This is a genomic window from Roseimicrobium sp. ORNL1 (assembly GCF_011044495.1).
Lineage (GTDB): Bacteria > Verrucomicrobiota > Verrucomicrobiia > Verrucomicrobiales > Verrucomicrobiaceae > Roseimicrobium.
Window position 1 is genome coordinate 1,862,948 of sequence record NZ_CP049143.1, and the last position, 21,456, is coordinate 1,884,403.

Below are 21,456 nucleotides of genomic sequence, written 5' to 3' on the forward strand. Positions count from 1 at the left end.
TTCAGGGTGCGTAGACCCACTCAGGAGCGTTGAGCATGGCCCAGAGCACGTCCTCGAGCTTGCCGCGCCAGGTGGCATCGAGCTTGTCGGTGGGTGGGTCGCCCTTGCGGGAATCCACCTCTTGCTGCATGCGCACGGTGGTGGCCTCGGGGTCGAGGTGGTTGGACCAGGAGACGTACTTCGCGGGCTTGCGGCTGATTTCGGCGACCTTGGCAGGTGCCTCCGTCTTCACGCGGGAGGCATAACCTTCGGAGAGATAGGAGGTGTAGTTCTCGCGCTCTTCCGCAGTGGGCTTGCGGGTGAGGAGCTTGAGGAAGAGGGTGTCGATGAGCTTGTCCACCGGTTGATCCTGCAGTGCGAGTTGGGTCACACCGTGATCATCGCTGAGGCGCGTGAGCCAGATGCCCACCGTGCCGTTGGAGATGATGGCGGGCTGCAGGGCATTCGGATCCGTTTCGCGCACACTGCTGGGGTCCTGACGGGCACCACGCCAGCCGAAAGCGGTGAGCACGTCGCACATGGCCTGGATGCGCGGCAGGCTCAGGCTGGGACGGTCGCGCTCGTTGGAGGTGGAGGCGAGCATCCAGGAGCGGCGCGGGTTGCCCATGCTGATGGAGTTGTTCAAGTCGCGGCGGCCATCGATGTCGAGGCTCACTTCTTCCGTATGGAAGGGCTTGCCGGTGGCGGCGAAGAGCGAGTCCACGATCTGCTCTGCATTCAGGCGGCGCGGGGCAGGGGAGGTGAAGAGCGGGCTCGGAGCCTTCAGCGTGGAATCAGTGGCGCGCTGATATGCATGCGAGTTCATGATGAGGGCGGCGAGCTTCTTCAAGCTGTAGCCGGAACGCACGAATTCGCGGCCGAGGTACTTCAGCAGTTCCGGATGCGTGGGCTTGCCCTTCTCCCAGTCCGCCACAGGCTCCACGATGCCGCGGCCCATGAGACGCGCCCACAGGCGGTTCGCGATGACCTGGGCGAAGCGCTCGTTTTGCGGTGCCGTGATGAGTGAGGCGAGGCGATCGCGATCATCCTTTGCATCCTGCGCGAGTTTGTCTGCGACGTCTTCGGCGCAGAACTCGGGGAAGGGCCACTTCGGCTGCACCTTGGTGCCGGGCTGCAGAGTGACCTGAATCAGCGGCTTGCGACCACCGGCATGCAGCTTGTCCATGGGAACGCTGCTGGTTGCTGGCACATCAAGCGGCTGCGTGGCGAGCATCGCTGCGATTTCGAAAAGGTCCTGCTGCGTGCTTTCATGTGCGGGGGAGTCATGGCAGCGGGCGCACTTCGTTTCCACACCAAGGAAGGCGGTGGTCACGATGGTGCCCTTGGCAGCCATCGGCACGTCATTCTGTGAAGCCACACCAAAGCCTGCAGGTCCACCGAAGCGCACACTGCCGCGCATGCGCACGAGTTCCGTTACGAAGAGATCCATCGGCTTGTCATCAAGCATCGACTCATAGATCCACCAGCGGAAGGGGCCGGTGTTGTTGAGCGTCGGGTTGAGGATATTCGGATTCTCCGCCAGCACATCCTGCCAGTAGCCCACCCAGTTGTCTGCCCAGCGTGGATCCGCAAGGAGACGCTCGATGGCCTTGGCGCGCTTGTCCTTGCTGGTGTCCTTCGTGAAGGCTTCGATCTCGGCCAGCGAGGGAGCCACGCCCACGGTGTCGAGGGTTGCACGACGCAGGAAGGAGAGGTCATCGGTGAGCGGTGTGAGGTTCGCATGGGCAACCTTCACCTCGGGCCAGTTGGCGCCTTCCTTGATCCAGCGGTTGAGAAGTTCGATCTGCTCCTTCGTGAGCGGTTTGCCCTTGGGAGGCATGATGAGTTCTTCATCGTCCGTGGAGACACGTGCAATGATGGAGCTCTTCTCAGGATGCTTCGGGGTGATGCCGGCGCCATCCGATTCACCACCACGCATCGCAGCCACAACATCATCCAGGCGAAGGTCGCCCTTGGTCTTGGTGCCCTGGTGGCAGTCGTAGCATTTTGTTTCAAGGATGGGCTGGATGTCGCGGAAGTAATCCACAGTTCCGCTCTGTGCCGCAGTGTTCTGTGCGGTCACGCGTTTGATCTTCTGCGAGATGAAGTTGTCGATCGCATTCTGCGTCGGGTATCCCTCAGTTGCTTCCGGGACCTTCACTTCCGGAGTGTCGGCAAGCCACTTGGTGGCAGCTTCATGGCGCTTCACCCAGTAGCCGGCCTGTCCACGGCGGAGAGCAGCACGGGCTTCTGAATTTACCTCAGCGAGCTTCAGGTCCTGCTTCGCTTCATAGGCCGCCCAGGCCTGATCGTTGTAGGCGAGGGGTTCCTTGCCCGGAGTGAGCAGTTCCCAGGTCTCCGTGCCCTGCTTCGACCAGGCCACGACCATTTCTCCGGTTTCCGGGCGGCGACGATTCTTCGCGCCCAGCACACCGCCCACCATCTGCTCGAGCATCACCACATGCTCGCCACCCTTGAACTCGAACTCAATGACCGACTCCTGCGTTCCGGGAGGAGCAAAGCGGAAATCCGGGCCAAGGTCGAGATAGGTGGCCTGCTCTGCGACATAACCATGACCACCGCTGTCCGGCTTGGCGAAGGCTAGCTTCATGACAAGCTTGCCATCAATGTACAACTGCGAGGCGCTGCGGCCACGCAGCAGCAGGCGGTGCTTGCCTTCGGGCAGGGTTACCTTGGCAGCGGCGCGAAGCACCAGCGGATTGGCACGATCACCGCGTACCCCCGTGTCCACGTACTTCTGGGGAATATCGCTGATGCCGAAGGCCGCGATGTCATACGACTCATCAGCCTTGGGTGGGACGGTCGGCCAGGCGTTCTTGGCCGGCACGCCACTCTCACAGATCTCCACGCGCACGAGGCCTTTTGGAAGCGTGTCCGGATTCACCACCGGAGGAGGGGGAATGAACTGATAACGCTGGGCCAGCAATGTCTCCGGCACTGCTTTCCGATAGATCGCGATCTCATCCAGCCAGCCGCGCAACGTGTTGCCTTCGCCGCCACCGTAGCCAGTGCCAATCATGATGTCGTCGCCATCCTGCACGGGAGCGCGGTCAGATTTGCCATCCAGATCCCAGGTGCCCTTCACTTCCTTGCCATCGATAAAGCCGCGGATGCTGGATCCCTTGCCGAAGGTGTAAGTCACAGCAACGTGGTGCCAGCCACTGCCGGGCGTGAACCCTTCCGTGGTCACCCAGCGGTGGTAGCCTTCCTTCTCCCCTGGCTTGTCAGGAAGACTGCGGAACAGAAACGTAGGCCGCGCCTCGCCGCCTTCACCCTTGAGGCGGAGTGCGTAGTTTTGATTCTCCGGGGTGAAGTCCTTGCTCTTGTTGCGGCCCTTGCCGATGAGGTAGCAGTACGAGCCGTTGCGAATCTCCTCCACGTTCACCCAGGCTTCGAGCGTGATGGCATCGCCCATGCCGAAGCGCACGTTGGTGTCGGGCAGGTCGGATTCCTTCACCACAATGGCGGTGTTGGTGCCACCAAAGTAGGCTGCTTTGTTGTCCGCATGAAATGCCGGGAAGGTGGGAGGCAGGGGACCATCTTCAAGTTGCTCCTTGCCCTTCCACTTACCAGCTTCCTTGGCATCAAAGGTCCACTTTGCGATGGGCTTGTAATCCGCGGCTTTGGGATTCTCCTTGGAATCATTCTGCGCATCATTCGCAGTGTCGTTGTTGCCAGCATCAGTCTGCGCAAGCAGCGGTGTGGCAGCCAAGGCGAGTGCGAAGGGGAGTATCCTGAAATGCTTCATGGTGAGGTAGGTCGATGATAACGAAATCCGGCTGGAGATTCCAACACCGCAAAGAGGTGAATTTTGGCTCCCCCATTTGGGGGATGGATTTGTAATGAGCTTGTAATGAGTTGTTTGGGATTGGGTCGGTGTTCCCGTTTTTGCTGAAGGCGACACCGGCCGAAAGGAAAATCTGCAAATCAAGGCAGCGGCGGCTGTCTTGACACTTTTTGTCGAGCTATTTACCCTCGATTTCATGAAAACGATTCGGGCGCTTGGGGTGACCTTGATGGCGGTTTCAATGACGTTTGCCAGCACCGTGCTGGCAGGACCCGGTGGCCAGATTGGCGTCGGGAATCGGGTGGCTGCGATGTGGAGCAATGGTGGCTATTTCCTCGGCACGGTGACGGAGATCGAAGGCGACCGTTATAACATCCTTTTTGAAGATGGAGATCGGTTGGCGGTGAACTCCGCAAATGTGGTCGCGCTTCGCGAGGACATGCCTTTCTCAGTAGGCGATCGCGTAGTCGCAGCATGGAAGGGCATCTCCATGTACCCCGGTGTGGTGACCAAGGTGCATGCGAAATCCTGCATGGTGGGATGGGATGACGGAGATGAGCCTCTGCTCGTGGCGAAGGACAAGATCTTCCACGCGGACAAGGCGGTGGCGGCGACGACGGCAGCAACTGCCTTCAATGTGGGCGATCATGTGACCGCCATGTGGAGGGATTCACGCTACTATCCTGGCATCGTGACCGAGGTTCGCGGCAGCCAGTGCCTCATCAAATGGGACGATGGCGACGAGCCTCTCTTTGTCCTCCAAGAGCACATCCGTTCGCTGTCGAATGCTCCGTCAGCATCACTGAACGTGGGTGACCACGTCCTCGCCACCTGGAAGGATGGTCACAAGTACCCGGGCGTCATCGCTGAGGCTCGTGGGGACTTGTTCCTCATCAGGTGGGACGATGGCGATGAGCCCATGCTGGTGGCGAAGGACAAGATTCTTCCCTTCCCTCAGCAGCAGGTGCAATTGCTCCCAGGCGCGACCCCTACACGGCAGGAGTCAAATAGAGAGCACTAGGCTGCAGATGGCGCGAGCGAGATGCAGGCCACCGCCATGGCGGCCACGCCTTCCTCGCGTCCTACGAAGCCGAGGCGCTCATTCGTGGTCGCCTTGACACCCACGCGATCTGGCGAAATGCCAAGCGCAGCACCGATGCGTTCCTTCATGGCGGCAGCGTGAGGCCTTACCTTCGGCGCTTCCGCGATCACCGTGCTGTCCACGTTCTCAATACTGGCGCCTTTGCTCCGAGCAATCTCCGCGACTTTCTCCAGAATCTTCAGGCTGCTGATGCCCTCAATGCTGGCATCCGAAGGGGGAAACCAATAGCCGATGTCCGGCTCACCGAGGGCTCCGAGCACAGCATCCGCGATGGCATGGCTGAGCACATCCGCATCCGAGTGGCCCTTCAAGCCTTTGGCATGGGGAATCTCCACGCCACCGAGGATGAAGGCGCGGCCTTCTGCATATTGATGAACGTCGTAACCGATGCCTACGCGGGTCATGAATTTTGTCGTTTGATGCGTGAAAGGATTCTGCGGACAGCGACAGGGTTCTTGCGGCTATCGAGCACGGCCTTGATGGTTACCGTTTCGCCATCAATCGTGTAGTAGATGGCGAATGGATGATGAGAACAATTGGTCTTGTGGTAGTGTTTGAGTCGCTTTGAGTGCACGCCACCCAAGGTCGCTAGTCGATCAAGGTCTTCTGCAAGGCACTGAAGAAAATATCTCCCAGCGCCAGATTCCTGATTATCGTAGAACTCGCAGGCCTCCTCGATGTGAAAAGTCGCCGTATTGGCGATCGCAACTTTCATTGGAACTTGGCGAAGAGTTCCTTTTTAACATCTTCCCAATCCCTGATCTCTTCCTCGCCACTGGCAATGCGCTGCTCGACGCCGGCAAGTACCTCCGCGTGCCACGCTGGCATTTCCAATTCCTCGGAGTTCTTCTCAATATCCTCCCAGATGGTCTCTATCAGAGCCATCTTCTCGGCGGTAGTCATTTCAGACAGCGGAAGAACGACGTTCATACTCTCAGGATACGATTGAAGGGACCGTGGCGCAACGCCCGATTCGCCTCAAAGAAACTCCGTGAGATCAACCTTGCCGTTCGTGGCGCAGATGAAGAGCTTGCCCTCGTGGGTGCGGCTGGGCTGTTCGATGAATTCGCCACCGGCTTCGATCAGGAGCAGCTTGCCTGCGGCGATGTCCCATTCGCTGAGCTGTTCCTCGACATAGGCATCAAGGCGTCCGCAGGCGATGTAGGCCAGGGCCAGAGCGGCGCTGCCGAGCATGCGGGTCTTGCGCACGGCCACGGAGATGCGCTTGTAGCGGTCGAAGCTGGCTTCGATGGCTTCGCGGCTCTTGGAGAAGCCGACGGTCACCACGGCATCGGCGAGATGCGCACGGGAACTGGTGCGGATGGGTTTGCCATTGAGCGTGGGCTTGCTGCCCTTCTCGATGGCCCAAGTTTCCTTCTGGATGGGATCGTAGATGACACCGGCGACGAGTTCGCCCTTCTCCTTCACGCCGATGGAGACGCAGAAGTGTGGGATGCCGTAGAAGTAGTTCACCGTGCCATCGATGGGATCCACGATCCACTCGGTGGTGCTCTGAAGATTCCCGTCGCTGCCTTCCTCACCCAGCACGGCGTGATCTGGGAAGTGCTTCAGGATGATGTCCGTGATGATCTGCTGGCTGCGCACATCGAGCTCCAGCTTGATGTCGTACTGCAGCATCTCATTCACGGAGAGGTCCGAGCCGAAGTGCTCACGTTGCAGTTGGCCGGCGGCTTGCGCGGCTTCGATGGCGACATTCAACAAGGAACTCATGGATGCGTTTTTTCCGCTGCCAGCTTCGCGACCCTCCGGATGATTTCGCGGGCCAGCGAACGTTTTGATTGCTTGGGAAGCGGTTCGGTATTCCCGGAAGGGAAGCAGAGAATGACTTCGTTTTCCGCGCTGTCAAACCCTGTGTCCGCCCGGCTGACATCGTTGGCAATCACAAGGTCGCAGCCCTTGCGCTGGAGCTTGGCCATGGCGTTCTCCACGAGGTGCTCCGTTTCCGCGGCAAAGCCGACCAGAAAGCCCTGGTACCCAAACACCGTCCTCATGGAGCCGAGTACATCCGGGGTGCGCTCCAGTTCCAGCGTGAGGGTTTCGTCATGCTTCTTGATCTTCTGGCTCTGCACCGTCTTGGCCCGGTAGTCGGCCACGGCAGCGGCGTGAATGGCGATATGCGGTGCGCTGGCCTTGCAGAATGACTGCACGGCCTCCCACATCTGCTGGGCGGATTCCACCTTCACGAGGTGCACGCCTTCTGGTGCGGCAAGTGCCACGGGCCCACTTACCAAGGTGACCTCATACCCCGCTTCCTTCGCTGCTTCCGCGAGCGCATAGCCCATCTTGCCGGAGGAGCGGTTGGAAAGGAACCGCACGGGATCCAATGCCTCGCGTGTGGGTCCTGCGGTGATGAGGAGGTGCATTGAGGAAACGTAGCTCGCGAGTCCCTTCGCGAGGTATTGTCTTGCGTGCTCCCTGACTCGCGAAGGGACTCGCGAGCTGCGTTAGACCGCTCAGGCCGCTCTTCCTTCCAGCACTTCCATTGCCCTCGCCACCACGCCCTCCACGGGCCAGAGGCGACCGCTGCCTTCATAACCGCACGCGAGCATGCCGTCATCTGGACCGATGAAATGGTGCCCCCAGGACTTGAGCGTTTCCACGTTCTTCTGCGTGGCAGGGTGCGCCCACATTTTGCCATTCATGGCAGGTGCAACGAGCACCGGAGCGCGCGTGGCCAGCGCTATGGTGGTGAGGGCATCATTCGCCAGTCCATGAGCCATGGCGGCGAGTACATTCGCCGAAGCGGGCGCGATGAGCAGCAGGTTGGCGCTGTCCGCGAGACCAATGTGCGTGGGCCGCCAGCTCTCCTTTTCATCGAAGAGGTCGGTCACCACCGGCTGCTTTGAGAGCACCTGCAGGGTGAGCGGCGTGATGAATTGCTGCGAGTCCTTCGTCATCACGCAGGTGACCTTGCAGCCCTGCTTCACGAGCTGGCTGGCGAGGTCTGCTGCCTTGTACGCGGCAATGGAGCCGGTGACGCCGAGGAGGATGTGTTTCATCTGTTGTGGTTACACCCTAATACGCCCCACGAGGCACCGCAAGACATGGGTGCGGGCCGGGCCTCGGACGATACGGTCAGGCTGAGACCTTTCCGCCGGTCCTGAGGATGGTGGTGAAGAAGCGAAACGTGTCCGCCACGTGCTCCGTCCAGTACTCCCAGGTGTGGGCTCCGGGGTACTCCTCGTACACATGGGGAATGCCCTCGTGCAGGAGGTCGGCGTGCAGCACGCGATTGTACTCAATGAGGTCATCCTCCGTGCCGCAGTCGAAGCGCAGCGGAGGAAGCTTTCCGCGACGGTGCAGCATGGCCTCGAAGACGCCCGGCTCCTCATCTGGAGAGAGCTTGAATGCATCCACGGATTCCTCCACGAAGCCCTCCATCTGGCGGAAGTCCGTGATGCTGCTGTGGGCGCTGATGCCTGCGAACTTTTCCGCGAAGAGTGTCCCCAGCCGCAAGGCGCCGTAGCCACCCATGCTCAGGCCACTGATGAAACGCGGCGACCGCGTGACGCGCGGCTCCACGTGAGCGGCGAGGGCGGGCACTTCTTCCACTATCCACTTCGCATAGTCCGCGTCCTGATGGTGCAGGTATCCAGAGCCATCCCCCCAGAGACCGTCGGAGGGCATGGCGAGCATCATGGGCTCGCATTCGCCGGACTTGATGAGCTTTTGCAGCACGCGATGCGCGGCGCCTTTGAGTGCCCAGGCCCAGTGGCTGCCGTAGACGCCGTGAAGCAGCAGCACCAGGGGAAGCGGCTTTTTGTCCGGTGCGCCTTCCGGAATGTAGAAGGTCACGTCCGCCCGCCGCTTCAGGGCCGGTGACTTCACAGTCGCGAAACGCAAACCCGGCTCGGTGAGCGAAGGCTCCGAAAGTTCGACGGTGCGGAATGGTGTGGCCTCGCTCATGGCTTGCGTTGCTATTGAGGTTTCACGGAGAAATCACTGTCCGCCATGCTGCGCAGCACGAGTTCGCGCGTCACGCACCAGTCGTCCATTTCCAGCACCTTGAGGATCGCATCCGCCACGTGTCGTGGAGTGAGGAATTTTTCCACCGGCGCCTTGCGGTCAGAAGCTCCGTCCCAGAAAGCGGTATCCACGCCTCCCGGTAGCACAGCGGTGACGCGCACGCCATGGGCGGCTGCCTCCTCCTGCAGGCCCTGCGTGAAGCCGCGCACGCCCCACTTGGCCGCGCAATAGACCGTTTCGCTGGGGATGCCACGCAGGCTTGCGGTGGAGATCACATTCACAATGTGGCCGGACTTGCGGGTCAGCATGCGGCGCAGGGCTTCCTGGGAGCCGAGGATGGTGCCTTTGAGGTTCACATCCAGCATGAGGTCGATTTCCTCTTCGGTGTAATCCGGAATCCAGCGGTGGCGAGCGAGGCCGGCGTTGTTGATCCACACGGCGATGGGGCCGTGCTTTGCCTCCACTTCCTCGGCGAGTTCGCGTACTTCGGACTGTTTGGTCACATCGCAGGTCAGGGGGAGCAGGTCATCCATGCCCACCATTTCGACAGCGGAGGCCAGGGCCTCGGCATCCACGTCTGCCATGGCCACTTTCATGCCGGCGCGTGCCAGTTCCTCACAAAGCGCGAAGCCGATGCCACGCGCTGCCCCTGTCACTACAGCTACCTTGTCCCGGAGAATCATGCCCCGAATGTTGGCGGGGAGAGGAAACTGGCCAGTGGTTTTTCGGGCTGCACTCGTGGTTGATTGTGACAGGGGGCTGGGCGATGAAGACTGTCCACCCATGCCCGCCGTTCCTTCAGAATCCACCAGTGGTCAAATCCTCGCCCGCGACTGGCGCGACTACGAACTGCTGGATACCGGAGACGGCATGAAGCTGGAGCGCTGGGGCGAGTATGTACTGGCGCGTCCTGACCCCCAAGTCATCTGGCCGCGCAGCGGCGAGTGGAAGCAATGGGACGCCTGGTACCACCGCAGTGACAAGGGTGGGGGACGCTGGGAGTATCGGCGGAAGCTGCCGACTGCGTGGAATATCAAGTATGGCGGGCTGACCTTCAAAATTTCGCCCACCGGATTCAAGCACACCGGCCTCTTCCCGGAGCAGGCGGTGAACTGGGACTGGTGCAGCGGCCTGATTCGCCAGGCCAAATCAAAGGCAAAAGACCGTGAACTGTCCGTGCTCAACCTCTTCGGCTACACCGGCGCCGCCACCGTGGCAGCGGCTGCTGCAGGAGCGAGCGTGTGCCACGTGGATGCCGCGAAAGGCATGGTGGAGTGGTGCGGTGAGAACGCGCGCCTCAGCGGTCTGGGCAAGGCTCCCATCCGCTACATCGTGGATGACTGCATGGCCTACGTGCGCCGCGAGATTCGCCGTGGCCGGAAGTATGACGGCCTCATCATGGACCCGCCGAGCTATGGCCACGGAGCAGCCGGGGAGGTGTGGAAAATGGAAGCACACCTCTGGCCCTTGCTGGAGGAGTGCAAGAAGCTGCTTTCGGATGAGCCCATCTTCTTCCTGGTGAACGCTTACACGACTGGCCTGTCACCCACGGCACTGGGAAATGTCATGACGCAGTTGCTGGGCCCGACGGGTGGAAAGCTGGCGACCGGTGAGGTGGGATTGCCGATCACGCGGGGTGGGTTGACGCTGCCTTGTGGGATTTATGGGCGGTGGTCGTGGTAAGGCCTGAAGGTGCTGGGTGTGGTCACCTGCATGGGATTCAACGCAGAGACACAGAGACGCAGAGGAACTTCGGAGACTGAGGTTGAAGAGGTCTAGAACCTCCAGTTTGCGTTCAGGCTGATGGTGTGATTCGCTTCATCGGTGCGGCCAAACTCGGCGTGGTAGAAGAGCCCGCCAAAGAAGGTACGGTCCACCTGGACGTTCACGCCGCCACCGAGAAAAAAGGCATCGCGCTCAGGGTCCTCAGTGAGATAATCGAATCCGGGACCTGAGCCTCCGGCGAGTCTTGTGTGGAGTGTCTCGCCATCTTGCAGGAACTCATGCTGCCAGAACGCTCGCAACTCAGGAATCACCGTCACCTCCCCGGGCAGCGTGATGGTGTAAGCGACACGTGCGCCGAGGTAGCTGCGCAAGCTATCCACGCTCGCATCATCCAAGCGTAGATTCAGGCTGTCCGCACCGTTCTCGGTGAGGCCATCCAGACTCTGCCGGGTGTATTGAAGGGCGATGCTCGGACCAAAGGTGAAGCTGCCCGCCTCGAAATCATAACCGGTGCCGAAGCTCGCGGAGACCTCATGCCCATCGGGCTCGCTGCTCGCGGTGCGATCGAGCGTGGGCAGCACGATGGCACGCCGCACTTCGTATTCAATGTCCCCGCCTTCCACCGTGGCATGCGCGTAGAAGTTGCCGCGATCATAGAGCGCATAGGCGCCAAAGGTCACCTTCTCCAGATCCGTGCGGTCGCGGCCTGGGTAATCGCTCTCGCCGAATTGATAGCCGGCAAAGATACCCAGGGCGAATTGATCACTCACCGCATAGTCCGCACCGGCGAGGAAGGTGCCGCTGTCGAAATCGCGATCCGGCGTGGTGCCCCAACCCGTTTGAGAAAAGAGTCCCGTCGCCTGCGTCCACACCACCCATCGATCGTCTTCAGGAGGAGCGAGGCCGTCCTGCACGGCTTTCACGTTCTTGGGATTCTTCGTGCTGGGTGTCTGTGGCGTGGCCTGTCGATAGGCTTCGGCACCCATGGTGCGGATGGCGAGGCGGCGTGAGCTGAATTGCTGGTGCAGTCCCTGCATCTGGCTGTGCGCGAGTTCGGTGCTGATCTGCAGCGCGGCGTCGTAGTGACCGGGCAGAATGGCCTCGAACGCCGCGGGGTATTGCTCCTCCCGCAGCATGTCGAGCGCGAGCGTGGTCACGCCGATGTCTCCATCTTCGATGCCAATCCACTGACCGAGCGCTTTCGCCAGTCGTGTCTGGTTCGGCGTTTCCGCTACCAGGGTGTAACTCGCCGGCGCGACCAGCAGGATGCCAGTGCCACTGACGGTGTAGAATCGCCCGCGATTCGCCGAGGGATGCGGCATGGTGATGCGTGAGAAGTGTCCCTTGATGTGTCCCGCGCGCAGGAAAGGGAATTGGTCACCATACTCCAGATCCGCACCCAGCGAGCGCACATCCAGGGTGCCTCCGAGATGAGCGGTACCGCTGACGATCAATTGATCAAAGCGGTGCTGATTGGCAAGCTCCAGCTCCAGCGTACCGCTGCCTGCCTGCCGGTAGTTCCCGTGAATGGTGAGTGTGCCCACCGAGTTCCCCGGAGCCACGGTGCCGTGATTGAGTACGTTGCCGATGATGATGCCACTGCCACCCAGCGTGCCGGCAGGATTCACCCGCACGAATGGAGAGCGCAGCACGGTGTTCACATACAGTCCGCCCTGCTGGATGAGCGTGGTTCCCGCGTAGGAAGGTTGGGCACCTGCGAGGATGAGCCGCCCGGGACCTGACTTGGTGAATGTACCCGGCACAGAGATGGGCGCAGCGATGGTGGCGCGCGCACCTCCCACCACATTCACCTCCGCATCCCCCAGTGAGTACAGCTTCTGTCCCGCAGGTGATACGATGCGATAGCCGTTCACTTCGAAGATGAGCTTCTGGAAAGGCACATCACTTCCGAGAGTGACCACCCCGGGGTGAGCGGTGAAAATCGCGGTCTGTCCAGCCCATGGGCCATTGATGTTGCCTGCTCGATTCGTCCAGTCCGTATCCGTGACATTCCAGATGCCACTCTGTCCGTCGATGGATCCATTGGCGGTAACGTTGCTGCCATCCCAGTATTGCATGCCAGTCGCGGCATTGGCGTCCACCACCACTACCACCAGATTCACTTCGCCATCGGTGCTCGTATCGATGGCAAAGTTTCCGGGATTGAACCCTGCAGGAACGCTTTGAATCGTGAGCAGGGCGTCTGTGAGCGTGCCTCCGTAGGTCATCAGATTGTAGGTGTCTGCAGTGAAGCCACCTCCATCCGTGATGCGTAGCAGGCCATCCAGCAGCAGGTCACCATCCACCTGGATGTGGCTGTTGCTGGGATTGCCCGGAGCGCCAAGAGTGAAGGCAAGGACGGAGGTGTTGTTCAAGTTGAGCGAGCCCACACGCAGTGCTCCGGGAGTGGTGCCATCGCCGGGATGGATGATACCTCCGGCTCCGATGGTCACCGAGTTCTCCACCCGGCCAATGCCACCGAAGGTCGCGTCGCTGGCCACGGTGACGTTGGAGGAAGCCAGCGAACCATTCACATACATGGCGCCTGCATTGACTGCCGTATCTCCCAAGTAGGTGTGGGCACCTGTGAGAATCAAGGTGCCAGTGCCACCCTTTGCGATGCCACCACTGCCGATGACGGGTGCATTGATCGTTGCCACCGCGCCGGAGTTCACCAGCACCACGGCATCAGTAGTGGGATGCAGAGCATAGAGCTGAGCCAGATCCTGATTGATGACATAGCCGCTGGTGATGAACTGCAGTCCTTCAAAGTCGATGTCGTCTCCCAGAGTGACCGTGCCCGCCGTGCCCTGGAAGATGGCCGTCTTGCTATTCCATCCTGAGTTGGGGATCCCTACTTCAGTGGTCCAGTTGGCCGTGGTGTTGTTCCAGGTTCCCGTGCCACCATCCACCACATTGTTGCCCAGGACATTCGGTCCATCCCAGTACTGCAAATCCGTGAACCCGACGATGAGATTCACCTGGCCTGCCGTGGCCGTATCGATGGTGTAGTTCAGCCCAAGCGGCACATCGCCGAGGCCAAGTCCAAAGTTGTTCGTGAGCGTGCTGTAGTTGATGAGGCGATACGTGCCGACGTTGAAACCGGTAAGCGCGTCGATGTTCAGTACGCCGTCCAAAGTTAGAGCTCCATTCACCTGAAGAAGGTCACTGTCCGTACCTGCGATGCCGGGAGGCTGCGGCGGGCCAAGTTCGTAGTCCAGGAGCGAGAGATTGTTCAGGAGCAGGCTCCCCACGGTCAGGGTTCCCGGACTGGCTCCGGGGGCAATCCTGCCGCCGTTGTTGATGGTGGAACTACCTGTGATGCTTCCTGTACCACCAAGGGTGGCCCCATCACTCACCGTCACGGCAGAGAGAGTCATGGAGCCATTCACCCTTAGCGTGCCTGCGCTCACCAGCGTCGCGCCGGCATAGCTCGTGGTGCCTGAGAGGGTCAGAATTCCCAGACCCGTCTTCGTCATTCCTCCTGCTCCACTCAGCGGCGCGCCAATTCCAATGTTGAAGCCATTGCTGTCGATCGTCGCTCCACCGCTCTTGAACTCCACATCCCCGGATTCAAACCCCGCGAGGAACTCCGCTTCATTGGCAGTGGCGCGCAAAGTCCCACCGTCAATATTGAGTTTGGCGCCTGCTACTCCACTGCCACCACCAAATCCGCCTTCTCGAATCTGCTTCGTCACCATCAGTGCGCCACTGCGTACGTCCAACACAGATGGAAACGGCTCGTCGCTGGCCACATTGAGGCGGACCGTTCTTGCTGTGACGGTGGCTTGATTCTCCACGGTCAGTGTTCCCGTTCCGAAGAAGCCCAACTCTAGATCCTCAGTCATCGTCCAGGAAGTGCCACTGCCCGAGACCGTGGCAGTGCCGATGGCCCCATCCAGGTCTCCGATAAAACCAGCCCTGCTCTCAACTGTAGCGCCACTGTTCACGGTGAAGGTGCCAGTGCCATTCACTCCCACCGCGATCTGTTCAGTCAGATGGATGCCTGACCCCGCTCCGGTGACCGTGACTTCGGCTGTGGTGCCAGGGTTTCCCGCAATCGACAGATACCTGCCTGTCAGCTGGCCTCCTTTCTCAAATACGGCTTCACTGTCGTTGAACACGCCGACTTGGAGTTCCCCATCGAAGATACTGGCAGTGCCCGTCAGGGTGAGCTTGGAATTGGCTCCTGAGACTAGCAGATGCCCTTCGCCGAGGTCCCCAAGAAAGGAACCTCCCATGCTCAGGGAATCGGCACGAAACTCACCACCATTCAGTACATGCAATGTGCCATCGCCGCCCTCACCGATCGCGCTCGCGAATCCCGCCAGCGAGGAGGCGTCCCACAGCGAGTTCGCACCCGTCACGGTAATTTTTGAAGTGCTGGTTGCCCGCCGGGCCACGTCTACAAAGCTGCTTCTCATCACGGCTCCATTCTCCACGGACACTGTCGCGGATCCCTGGTCACCAATCAGCGCCCAGCCGCTGTTGTTCCACACCGTGCCTGCGCCCTGGAGGGTGAGCTGGTGCACTCCTCCTGCGGTGCCAGCCATTTGAAAGGAGGCGACATTCGGTGCCGTGGACGAAGTGTTGATGGTGGAGCCTTGGGAAACCGTGGTGGTGGTCGTGCCAGCGCCTGTGAAGACCATGCCCCCTTGGGCCGTCCATGAGCCATTGGTGATCGTGATCCCCAAGGTATCTCCGACAGCCGCCAGGAAATTGGTGCTGTTGCTCAGTGCTGCGGGTGCGCCTGTGACCACGGAACCACCGCTCAAGACCTGGACCTGTGAGTTCTGCACCACGGCGCCGGCCAGCGAGCCGAAGCTGGCGACATCGAGGATCTCCAGCTTGGAGTTGGTGCCGCTCACCGTGAGGTTGAAGGTGGCATTCGCGGAGAAGCGTCCGTTGGTGCGCACATAGCCGCCGTTCAGAATCGACAGCGTGGCGCTTCCTCCAGACCCGGGTGCTGTAGCTCCGGTGGTGATGTCGCCGGACAGCAGCCATTTGGAGTTGGCTCCTGTGACGGTCACTTCACCCGTCGCTCCGATGTTCTGGCCGATTCTTCCAGTCGTGCCGTTCACTACCCCGCCGTCTGAAATGAGCATCGTACCACGGCCACTGACTCCCACATTCACCCCGGCAGCGGTGAGTGTGGTATTCGCATTTTGCACCGTCAGCGTACCCACTGCGGCCGCGTTGGTTCCAATGTTGAGCGTGTTGGTTGTACCTGTGGCTCCCTGGGAGAGTGTTACGGTGCCCTGCGCGCTTTGCCCGATGGAGGTGATGCCGCCATTCCATATTGCCAAGGGACCTGTCACTCTGATTTCACCGGTGCTATTTGCCGCAGCCCCCACAAATGTAAACACGACCGTGCTGCTCGTGGCAGCCGTCGTGCCGGTGATCACCACCAGGCCACTCGCGCCACTGTCATTGCCCACGTTCATCGCGCCATTGCCGGAATTCACCGTCCCGCCTTCGAGCACGTAGAGTTCCCCGTGACCGCTGCTGCCCACATCGCCTTGGGAGCTGAATGTCCACCTGGAGTTTGCACCAGTCACCGTGAGCGTGCCGGTGGAGCCTGCATTGTTCGCGATGCCTGTGATGCCGGAGGTGAGCGTGCCACCGTTGGAAACGGTCACGGTGCCAGTGCCGAAATCTCCCACGAGGAGAGAACTGGAAGTCGTAAGTGCCCCGCCTTGCACCAAAAGCGTTCCCGATTGCCCCGCGGAGGCTCCGAGGGTGAGAACCCGGACCTGCCCTCCGGTGGTCAGAACCTGTGCCGTGCCAGCATTGTTGATGAAGGCATTGATGCTGGAAGTCGGCACCACACCCGGTGTCCAATTGGTGCTGGTGAACCAGTTTCCGGTTCCCGCATTCCAACTCACCTGCGCGTCGGAAAAAACTGGGACTGCTAAAAGTGCAAATGCAAGCCAGGTTCGACGACGGAAGGCATTCGTTGTCATGGGCTTGCTGTCGCAGCCCGGGATGATCCGGTAAATACGCGATCTGGCGTAATTTTCGCTTTCAACTCCCCGGCGACTTGCCAGTTTCTCCCCAAGGTCATGCAACGAGTCTCACACCTCGACTTGAAAGCCGTGAAGCAATGCAGCCATGATCTGCTGGAAGCTTCCAGTCATGAAGATCTGCGTGATCGGCTGATCTTTGGTTGGCTGCCCAAGCTGATCGACTCGGACTTCACAGCCTGCAACGAGTTCTCCCAAGGGCGCGTGCTAAAGATTACCTCCACGGTGAACAATGCGGAGATCAACAAGTATGCGGAGCCCTTCGGCGCGCTCATCCATCAGCATCCCTGCTTCAAGCTGCAGTCGGAACTCGGCATCACGACCCCGCTGAAAATCAGTGACTTCATCACGCAGCGCGAGCTTCATGACCTGGGGTTGTATCAGGAAGTGTACAAGTATCTCGGCATTGAGCGGCAAATGGCCCTCTCGGTCCATCCTGCGCCAGGGGAGCTCGTCAGCATGGTCCTTTCCAGTTCTACGCGTGATTACACGGAGCGTGATCGCGTGGTGCTGTCGCTGCTACAGCCCGCCATACAGCGCGCCTTTGCAGTGATGCGCCACCGCACGTTGTTTGCGTCGTTGTCGTCGCGGGAAGCAGAGGTGCTTTCCTGGGTTGCCGAGGCGAAGACGAACAAGGAAATCGCCCTTATCCTGGGCATCAGCGCTCGCACCGTGCAGAAGCACCTGGAAACCATCTTCACCAAGCTCGGGGTGGAGACGCGTACGGCGGCTGCTCTTTGGGCCCGGCAACTGGCAAGCTCCGTGCCGAAGTAGTCAGAGCGTCAGCCGCCAAACAACTTGCTGCCGAGCTGCCAGATCATGGTGGCCAGGGTGATCCACACAAACGCCCAGAAGGCCAGGAGGCCGAGCCATAACACGATGAACACGGTCATGAAAACCCGGCTGCCACGTCTTACCGCCGCCTGGTCGCCGCCTTTCCAGCGATTGATGAGCCGGAGGTTGCGCGAGTTCGATTTGAACCATGCGGAGAAGACATCGCCCACGCCCGGGATGCTGCCCACGGCGTCGTTGATCAAGATGTTGCCACCCATGCGCATCAAGACGGAAACCGGCACGCGTTGGCGTACACCTTCCGTGAGTGTGACCAGCCCAATGCTGGAGGCCAGAAAGTCACCGACACCGGGAAACAGTCCAATGATAGGGTCCAGTCCGATGCGGATGTTCGTTCCTGGAATGCGGATGAATTCATCCATCCAGTGCGCGACGATGCGTGCGGCATCCGAGGCGTTCTCCGCATCCTTGCCACGCGGTGCCTTTCCCTTGCCGTCGGGCGGAAGCACGGCGTCGATGGAGACGTCGCGAGGTGGGGGCTGGGAAGTGGACATCGGAGTAACCAGTGGATCAGTATTCAGCAAACAGTAGCTCGCATGTGATAGTCATTCTGGCGGCGTCAATGTTCATCGAACATCGTCACCGTTCAGTCTGAATACTGAACACGGACCTACTGAATACTCCCGGTCACCTCCCGCAAAAGGTGTGCCTGCACTTGCTTACACATTCACCCTGCCCGGGAGCTCGATGAGCATCTGGGCATTGTTTGGTGCACGCTCCATGAGGGTGATGACACGCTGGATGGCATCGATGGGCTTGTGACCCGCGAGACCGCGACGCAGCATGTGCACCTTCTCCATCTGGAAGGGAGGCAGCAGCAGCTCTTCGCGACGGGTGCCGGAGCGGAAGATGTTCACCGCAGGATAGATGTACTGCTCGGCGATCTTGCGATCGAGCACGAGCTCCAGATTGCCGGTACCCTTGAACTCCTGGAAGATGGCATCGTCCATGCGGCTGTTCGTTTCGATCAGCGTGGTGGCCAGGATGGTGAGTGAGCCGGCGTCGCGCGTATTGCGCGCAGCGGCGAAGAGGCGGCGGGGCATTTCGAGGGCGCCCACGCCGAGACCGCCAGTGGCAGTGGCCCCGCCCTTGTGCGCATTGTTGAAGGCACGGGCCATGCGCGTGATGGAATCCAGCAGCATGAACACATGCTGGCCGCTTTCCACGAGACGCTTGGCACGCTCAATCGCAAGAACAGCGGTGCGCAGATGGCTGCGGATGTCGCTGTCATTCGAACTGGCGTGCAGCTCGGCATTCGGCAGGGAGCGGCGGAATTCGGTGACTTCTTCAGGGCGCTCGTCCACCAGCAGAATCATGAGATGCATCTGCGGATGATTCTGCGTGACGGCTTCCGCGATGTGCTGCAAGAGCGTGGTCTTGCCCGCGCGAGGAGGCGCCACGATGAGACCGCGCTGACCGCGACCCACGGGTGTGATGAGATCCATCACTCGCGTGGTGAGGCGCGTGGGCACGGTTTCAAGCTGGATGCGTTTGTTCGGGTTTACAGCCTTCAGCTCTTCGAAGAGGGGCAGATCGCGCGCCTTCTCCGGAGGCTGGCCGTTCACTTCCTTGATCTCCGTGACCTGAGGTCCACGGTGACCCATGCGCTCCACGCCGCGGATGTACATGCCGGTGCGCAGGCCCAGATTGCGAATCCACTCGGGGGAAACCCACGGGTCCTGGGCGAAGTCCGCCCACAAGCGGCTCTTCTGGCGCAGGAAGCCATAGCCCTTCGGCGTGAGTTCGAGAATGCCCTCGCTGGGCTCCGGTGGACCGAGCGGACGCTCAGGTGCAGCCGCCTGCTGCTGGCCCTCACCTTCGCCTTGCGGCTGACCGTCGCGATCACGATCACGGTCCCGATCGCGATGCTTGTCGCGGAAACGGTCGCGGAATTTGTTGCGCTTCTCCCACTTGCGACCGCGGCCGTGGCCGCCGTGCTGCTGGTGCTGGCCTTCGCCGGAAGGAGAGCCACCCTGGCCGTGCTGCTGATGCTGCTGGCCGCCGGTATGGGCGCGCGCGTGCGCAGGAGCATGCTGCTGTGGCTGGGGTGCGGGCCGGGCCTGGGCGTCACGCACTTCCGCCACAGGTGCGGGTGCGGGTGCAGGAGCAGGGGTTGGCGCAGGAGCGGGAGCGGAAACTGGAGCATCGACAGGCGCGGGGCGCGCCGTCGGTTCATGATGCACGACATCCGCAGCGGGCACGCGGGTGACACCGCCATCTTGTCCCATCACTTCCGCGGCTGCAGGAGAGGCGGCGCGGCCTTCACGCTTTGCAGCACCCTTCGTGCTCTTCTTTGCGGCCCGCTTCTTCTGGGGCGCCTCCGTCGGGAGTTCCGCCTGCACTTCTGCCTTGGCTGCCGCTTTCTTCGCGGTCTTTTTCACCGCCTTCTTGGCGGTGGCTTTCTTCGCGGCGCGTTTGCCGCTGAGGGCTGATCTTGATTCCTCGGGTGCCATGGGAAACAGCGTGGGCGTTGAGACGTCCGCTTGCAAAGTTGAGTGCTCAGTCATCGAGAGATGCGATACAAAAAAAGGTATGTCTGGAGGGCGTCACGAGAGCGTGGCCATCACGTCATCGGCCAGTTCGAAGTTGGCGTGCACGTTCTGCGTGTCGTCGTAATCGTCCAAAGCGTCGTACAGCTTCAGAAATGAACGTGCCGTGGTTTCATCGTCCAAGGTCACGGTGGTGGATGGCTGGTAAATGAGCTGCTGTGATTTGGGGGTGACGTTCTTCGCCTGGAAGGCGCCACCCACCGCGAAGAGTTTATCCACCGGCGTGTAGACCACCCACTCCTCTTCCTCGCCCACCACGTCATCCGCGCCTGCTTCCAGGGCGATTTCCATCACCGTGTCCTCGTCCAGAGCCGCTTTGTCGAGCCGAATTTCCCCGAGACGGGAGAACAGGTAGGATACGCTGCCGGCATCCGCGAAGGTGCCGCCCAGCTTGCTGAAGATGAGGCGTAGGTCGCTCACGCTGCGATTGCGATTGTCTGTAACCACTTCGATGAGCATGGCCACGCCGCCCTGGCCGATGCCTTCATAGACCACTTCCTCCAGCGCTGCTCCCTGCAGCTCGCCGGTGCCCTTCTTGATGGCGCGCTCGATGTTGTCATTAGGCACGTTCTGGGCCTTGGCGTTCAAGATGGCCGTGCGCAGGCGGGCATTGGTATCTGGACTTCCGCCGCCATGCTTCGCCGCCAGCGTGATCTCCTTGGCGAGTTTGCTGAAAACCTTGCCGCGCTTGGCATCGACGACGGCCTTGATGTGCTTGACCTTCGACCATTTGTTGTGGCCTGCCATGACAGATTGCGTTGTGGGTGAGAAAGCTGGGATGTCACCTGAGGGCCTGAGGTACTGCCCGCGGGGAATGAAAGGGAGGAAAAGAAAGGGTGAGCCGTGTGGGGGTTCCAGGCGGGTGCCGCACCGGGACTCAAAACGCTGGATACCATGCCCGGAAGGGCGCGTTTGAGACAGGCGGACCGTTGCGCGGAAGGCAACCTTTGGTCACTCGTGAGGGCATGCAAGCCCGTCAACAGGGTCAATGTGAACACAGTTCCGCAGCCATGCAAGGCTTTTTCTAGGGGAGAGTGGGTGGCCGCCAACCCCGCTGCTGGCAGGTCTTGCGCATTTTTCACCTTGATTCTTCAGGCATCGGTGGAACTTGTCCGCCCTCTTTTACAAAACACTGCATCCATCCTCATGGGACAACAACTCAACAAGATCATCAAGCGCCGCCGTCGCGCCGCTTACCTCAAGCGCAAGAACGAACTCTCCAAGCAGGGCGTTAGCCGCAAGGTAAGTCGTCCCGCGAAGGCCGCCCCGGATGCCGACAAGAAGGCCGCTGCTGCGAAGAAGGCTGCTGCCAAGAAGCCTGCCAAGGCTCCCGCTGCGAAGAAGGCTGACGCCGCTCCTGCGCAAGACGCGGCTCCCGCTGCTGAAGAGAACTCCTAAGTCGGGCAAAACGCCTGCATCATCTTTTGAAAA

The 21,456-nt window shown here is 60.6% G+C and carries 17 protein-coding genes; 4 read left to right on the plus strand and 13 right to left on the minus strand.

Annotated elements, in window-relative coordinates; translation table 11 throughout:
- Window position 1 precedes the first annotated feature (1 nt).
- Window positions 2-3,748, minus strand: coding sequence for a DUF1553 domain-containing protein (locus G5S37_RS07500; protein ID WP_165202324.1), 3,747 nt, complete (start codon window positions 3,746-3,748; stop codon window positions 2-4).
- 235 nt (window positions 3,749-3,983) lie between these two features.
- Between G5S37_RS07500 and G5S37_RS07505 the strand changes: the two genes are divergently transcribed.
- Window positions 3,984-4,808 carry a DUF4537 domain-containing protein gene (locus G5S37_RS07505; RefSeq protein ID WP_165202326.1) on the plus strand — a complete coding sequence of 275 codons (825 nt, stop codon included), beginning with the start codon at window positions 3,984-3,986 and terminating at the stop codon, window positions 4,806-4,808.
- Here G5S37_RS07505 and ispF read toward each other — a convergent pair.
- From ispF to G5S37_RS07540, 8 genes are all read right to left on the minus strand, one after another.
- Window positions 4,805-5,293, minus strand: a complete 489-nt coding sequence (gene ispF, locus G5S37_RS07510; protein WP_165202328.1) for a 2-C-methyl-D-erythritol 2,4-cyclodiphosphate synthase — start codon at window positions 5,291-5,293, stop codon at window positions 4,805-4,807. The two genes, G5S37_RS07505 and ispF, sit on opposite strands and share 4 nt — an antisense overlap.
- A complete protein-coding gene (locus G5S37_RS07515; protein ID WP_165202330.1) occupies window positions 5,290-5,604 on the minus strand; it encodes a type II toxin-antitoxin system RelE/ParE family toxin in 315 nt (104 codons plus the stop codon). Before G5S37_RS07515 ends, ispF begins: the two co-directional genes overlap by 4 nt.
- Window positions 5,601-5,819 carry an addiction module protein gene (locus G5S37_RS07520; protein WP_165202332.1) on the minus strand — a complete coding sequence of 73 codons (219 nt, stop codon included), beginning with the start codon at window positions 5,817-5,819 and terminating at the stop codon, window positions 5,601-5,603. Before G5S37_RS07520 ends, G5S37_RS07515 begins: the two co-directional genes overlap by 4 nt.
- A gap of 48 nt (window positions 5,820-5,867) precedes the next feature.
- Window positions 5,868-6,620 carry an inositol monophosphatase family protein gene (locus G5S37_RS07525; RefSeq protein ID WP_165202334.1) on the minus strand — a complete coding sequence of 251 codons (753 nt, stop codon included), beginning with the start codon at window positions 6,618-6,620 and terminating at the stop codon, window positions 5,868-5,870.
- Window positions 6,617-7,273: a phosphopantothenoylcysteine decarboxylase gene (locus tag G5S37_RS32225; protein WP_206026346.1), complete on the minus strand. Its 657-nt coding sequence runs from the start codon at window positions 7,271-7,273 to the stop codon at window positions 6,617-6,619. Before G5S37_RS32225 ends, G5S37_RS07525 begins: the two co-directional genes overlap by 4 nt.
- A gap of 90 nt (window positions 7,274-7,363) precedes the next feature.
- The gene (locus tag G5S37_RS32230) at window positions 7,364-7,909 is read right to left on the minus strand and encodes a flavoprotein (protein WP_206026347.1); all 546 of its coding nucleotides are present in this window, start codon (window positions 7,907-7,909) and stop codon (window positions 7,364-7,366) included.
- A 76-nt stretch (window positions 7,910-7,985) separates the two neighbouring features.
- The gene (locus tag G5S37_RS07535) at window positions 7,986-8,816 is read right to left on the minus strand and encodes an alpha/beta fold hydrolase (RefSeq protein WP_165202336.1); all 831 of its coding nucleotides are present in this window, start codon (window positions 8,814-8,816) and stop codon (window positions 7,986-7,988) included.
- An 11-nt stretch (window positions 8,817-8,827) separates the two neighbouring features.
- Window positions 8,828-9,559 (minus strand): SDR family oxidoreductase, encoded by a 732-nt coding sequence (locus tag G5S37_RS07540; protein ID WP_165202338.1) that lies wholly within the window; start codon window positions 9,557-9,559, stop codon window positions 8,828-8,830.
- 100 nt (window positions 9,560-9,659) lie between these two features.
- On the opposite strand from G5S37_RS07540, the gene G5S37_RS07545 reads away from it, so the two are divergent.
- Window positions 9,660-10,559, plus strand: coding sequence for a class I SAM-dependent methyltransferase (locus tag G5S37_RS07545; RefSeq protein ID WP_165202340.1), 900 nt, complete (start codon window positions 9,660-9,662; stop codon window positions 10,557-10,559).
- A gap of 92 nt (window positions 10,560-10,651) precedes the next feature.
- On the opposite strand, the gene G5S37_RS07550 is transcribed toward G5S37_RS07545, so the two are convergent.
- Window positions 10,652-16,486: an autotransporter domain-containing protein gene (locus G5S37_RS07550; RefSeq protein ID WP_165202342.1), complete on the minus strand. Its 5,835-nt coding sequence runs from the start codon at window positions 16,484-16,486 to the stop codon at window positions 10,652-10,654.
- Between the two features lie 177 nt (window positions 16,487-16,663).
- On the opposite strand from G5S37_RS07550, the gene G5S37_RS07555 reads away from it, so the two are divergent.
- Window positions 16,664-17,398, plus strand: a complete 735-nt coding sequence (locus tag G5S37_RS07555; protein ID WP_165202344.1) for a helix-turn-helix transcriptional regulator — start codon at window positions 16,664-16,666, stop codon at window positions 17,396-17,398.
- A gap of 8 nt (window positions 17,399-17,406) precedes the next feature.
- Here G5S37_RS07555 and G5S37_RS07560 read toward each other — a convergent pair whose 3' ends face one another.
- The 3 genes from G5S37_RS07560 to G5S37_RS07570 all read right to left on the minus strand — a co-directional run bounded on the left by G5S37_RS07560 (window position 17,407) and on the right by G5S37_RS07570 (window position 20,772).
- Entirely contained in the window at window positions 17,407-17,970 is a 564-nt protein-coding gene (locus G5S37_RS07560) for a DUF4112 domain-containing protein (RefSeq protein ID WP_165202346.1), read from the minus strand.
- 165 nt (window positions 17,971-18,135) lie between these two features.
- Entirely contained in the window at window positions 18,136-19,929 is a 1,794-nt protein-coding gene (rho, locus tag G5S37_RS07565; protein ID WP_165202348.1) for a transcription termination factor Rho, read from the minus strand.
- 93 nt (window positions 19,930-20,022) lie between these two features.
- Window positions 20,023-20,772, minus strand: a complete 750-nt coding sequence (locus tag G5S37_RS07570; protein ID WP_165202350.1) for a YebC/PmpR family DNA-binding transcriptional regulator — start codon at window positions 20,770-20,772, stop codon at window positions 20,023-20,025.
- A 399-nt stretch (window positions 20,773-21,171) separates the two neighbouring features.
- Between G5S37_RS07570 and G5S37_RS32235 the strand changes: the two genes are divergently transcribed.
- Entirely contained in the window at window positions 21,172-21,423 is a 252-nt protein-coding gene (locus G5S37_RS32235; protein ID WP_206026348.1) for a hypothetical protein, read from the plus strand.
- The last annotated feature ends 33 nt before the right edge of the window (window positions 21,424-21,456 follow it).

What these genes read in the sequence shown, in the direction of transcription:
- G5S37_RS07505 (WP_165202326.1), top strand. Translation starts at nt 3,984, where the DNA reads ATGAAAACGATTCGGGCGCTTGGGGTGACCTTGATGGCGGTTTCAATG.
- rho (WP_165202348.1), bottom strand. Translation starts at nt 19,929, where the DNA reads ATGGCACCCGAGGAATCAAGATCAGCCCTCAGCGGCAAACGCGCCGCG.
- G5S37_RS32230 (WP_206026347.1), bottom strand. Translation starts at nt 7,909, where the DNA reads ATGAAACACATCCTCCTCGGCGTCACCGGCTCCATTGCCGCGTACAAG.
- G5S37_RS32235 (WP_206026348.1), top strand. Translation starts at nt 21,172, where the DNA reads ATGGGACAACAACTCAACAAGATCATCAAGCGCCGCCGTCGCGCCGCT.
- G5S37_RS07540 (WP_165202338.1), bottom strand. Translation starts at nt 9,559, where the DNA reads ATGATTCTCCGGGACAAGGTAGCTGTAGTGACAGGGGCAGCGCGTGGC.
- G5S37_RS32225 (WP_206026346.1), bottom strand. Translation starts at nt 7,273, where the DNA reads ATGCACCTCCTCATCACCGCAGGACCCACACGCGAGGCATTGGATCCC.
- G5S37_RS07560 (WP_165202346.1), bottom strand. Translation starts at nt 17,970, where the DNA reads ATGTCCACTTCCCAGCCCCCACCTCGCGACGTCTCCATCGACGCCGTG.
- G5S37_RS07525 (WP_165202334.1), bottom strand. Translation starts at nt 6,620, where the DNA reads ATGAGTTCCTTGTTGAATGTCGCCATCGAAGCCGCGCAAGCCGCCGGC.
- G5S37_RS07500 (WP_165202324.1), bottom strand. Translation starts at nt 3,748, where the DNA reads ATGAAGCATTTCAGGATACTCCCCTTCGCACTCGCCTTGGCTGCCACA.
- ispF (WP_165202328.1), bottom strand. Translation starts at nt 5,293, where the DNA reads ATGACCCGCGTAGGCATCGGTTACGACGTTCATCAATATGCAGAAGGC.
- G5S37_RS07515 (WP_165202330.1), bottom strand. Translation starts at nt 5,604, where the DNA reads ATGAAAGTTGCGATCGCCAATACGGCGACTTTTCACATCGAGGAGGCC.
- G5S37_RS07570 (WP_165202350.1), bottom strand. Translation starts at nt 20,772, where the DNA reads ATGGCAGGCCACAACAAATGGTCGAAGGTCAAGCACATCAAGGCCGTC.
- G5S37_RS07545 (WP_165202340.1), top strand. Translation starts at nt 9,660, where the DNA reads ATGCCCGCCGTTCCTTCAGAATCCACCAGTGGTCAAATCCTCGCCCGC.
- G5S37_RS07535 (WP_165202336.1), bottom strand. Translation starts at nt 8,816, where the DNA reads ATGAGCGAGGCCACACCATTCCGCACCGTCGAACTTTCGGAGCCTTCG.
- G5S37_RS07520 (WP_165202332.1), bottom strand. Translation starts at nt 5,819, where the DNA reads ATGAACGTCGTTCTTCCGCTGTCTGAAATGACTACCGCCGAGAAGATG.
- G5S37_RS07555 (WP_165202344.1), top strand. Translation starts at nt 16,664, where the DNA reads ATGCAACGAGTCTCACACCTCGACTTGAAAGCCGTGAAGCAATGCAGC.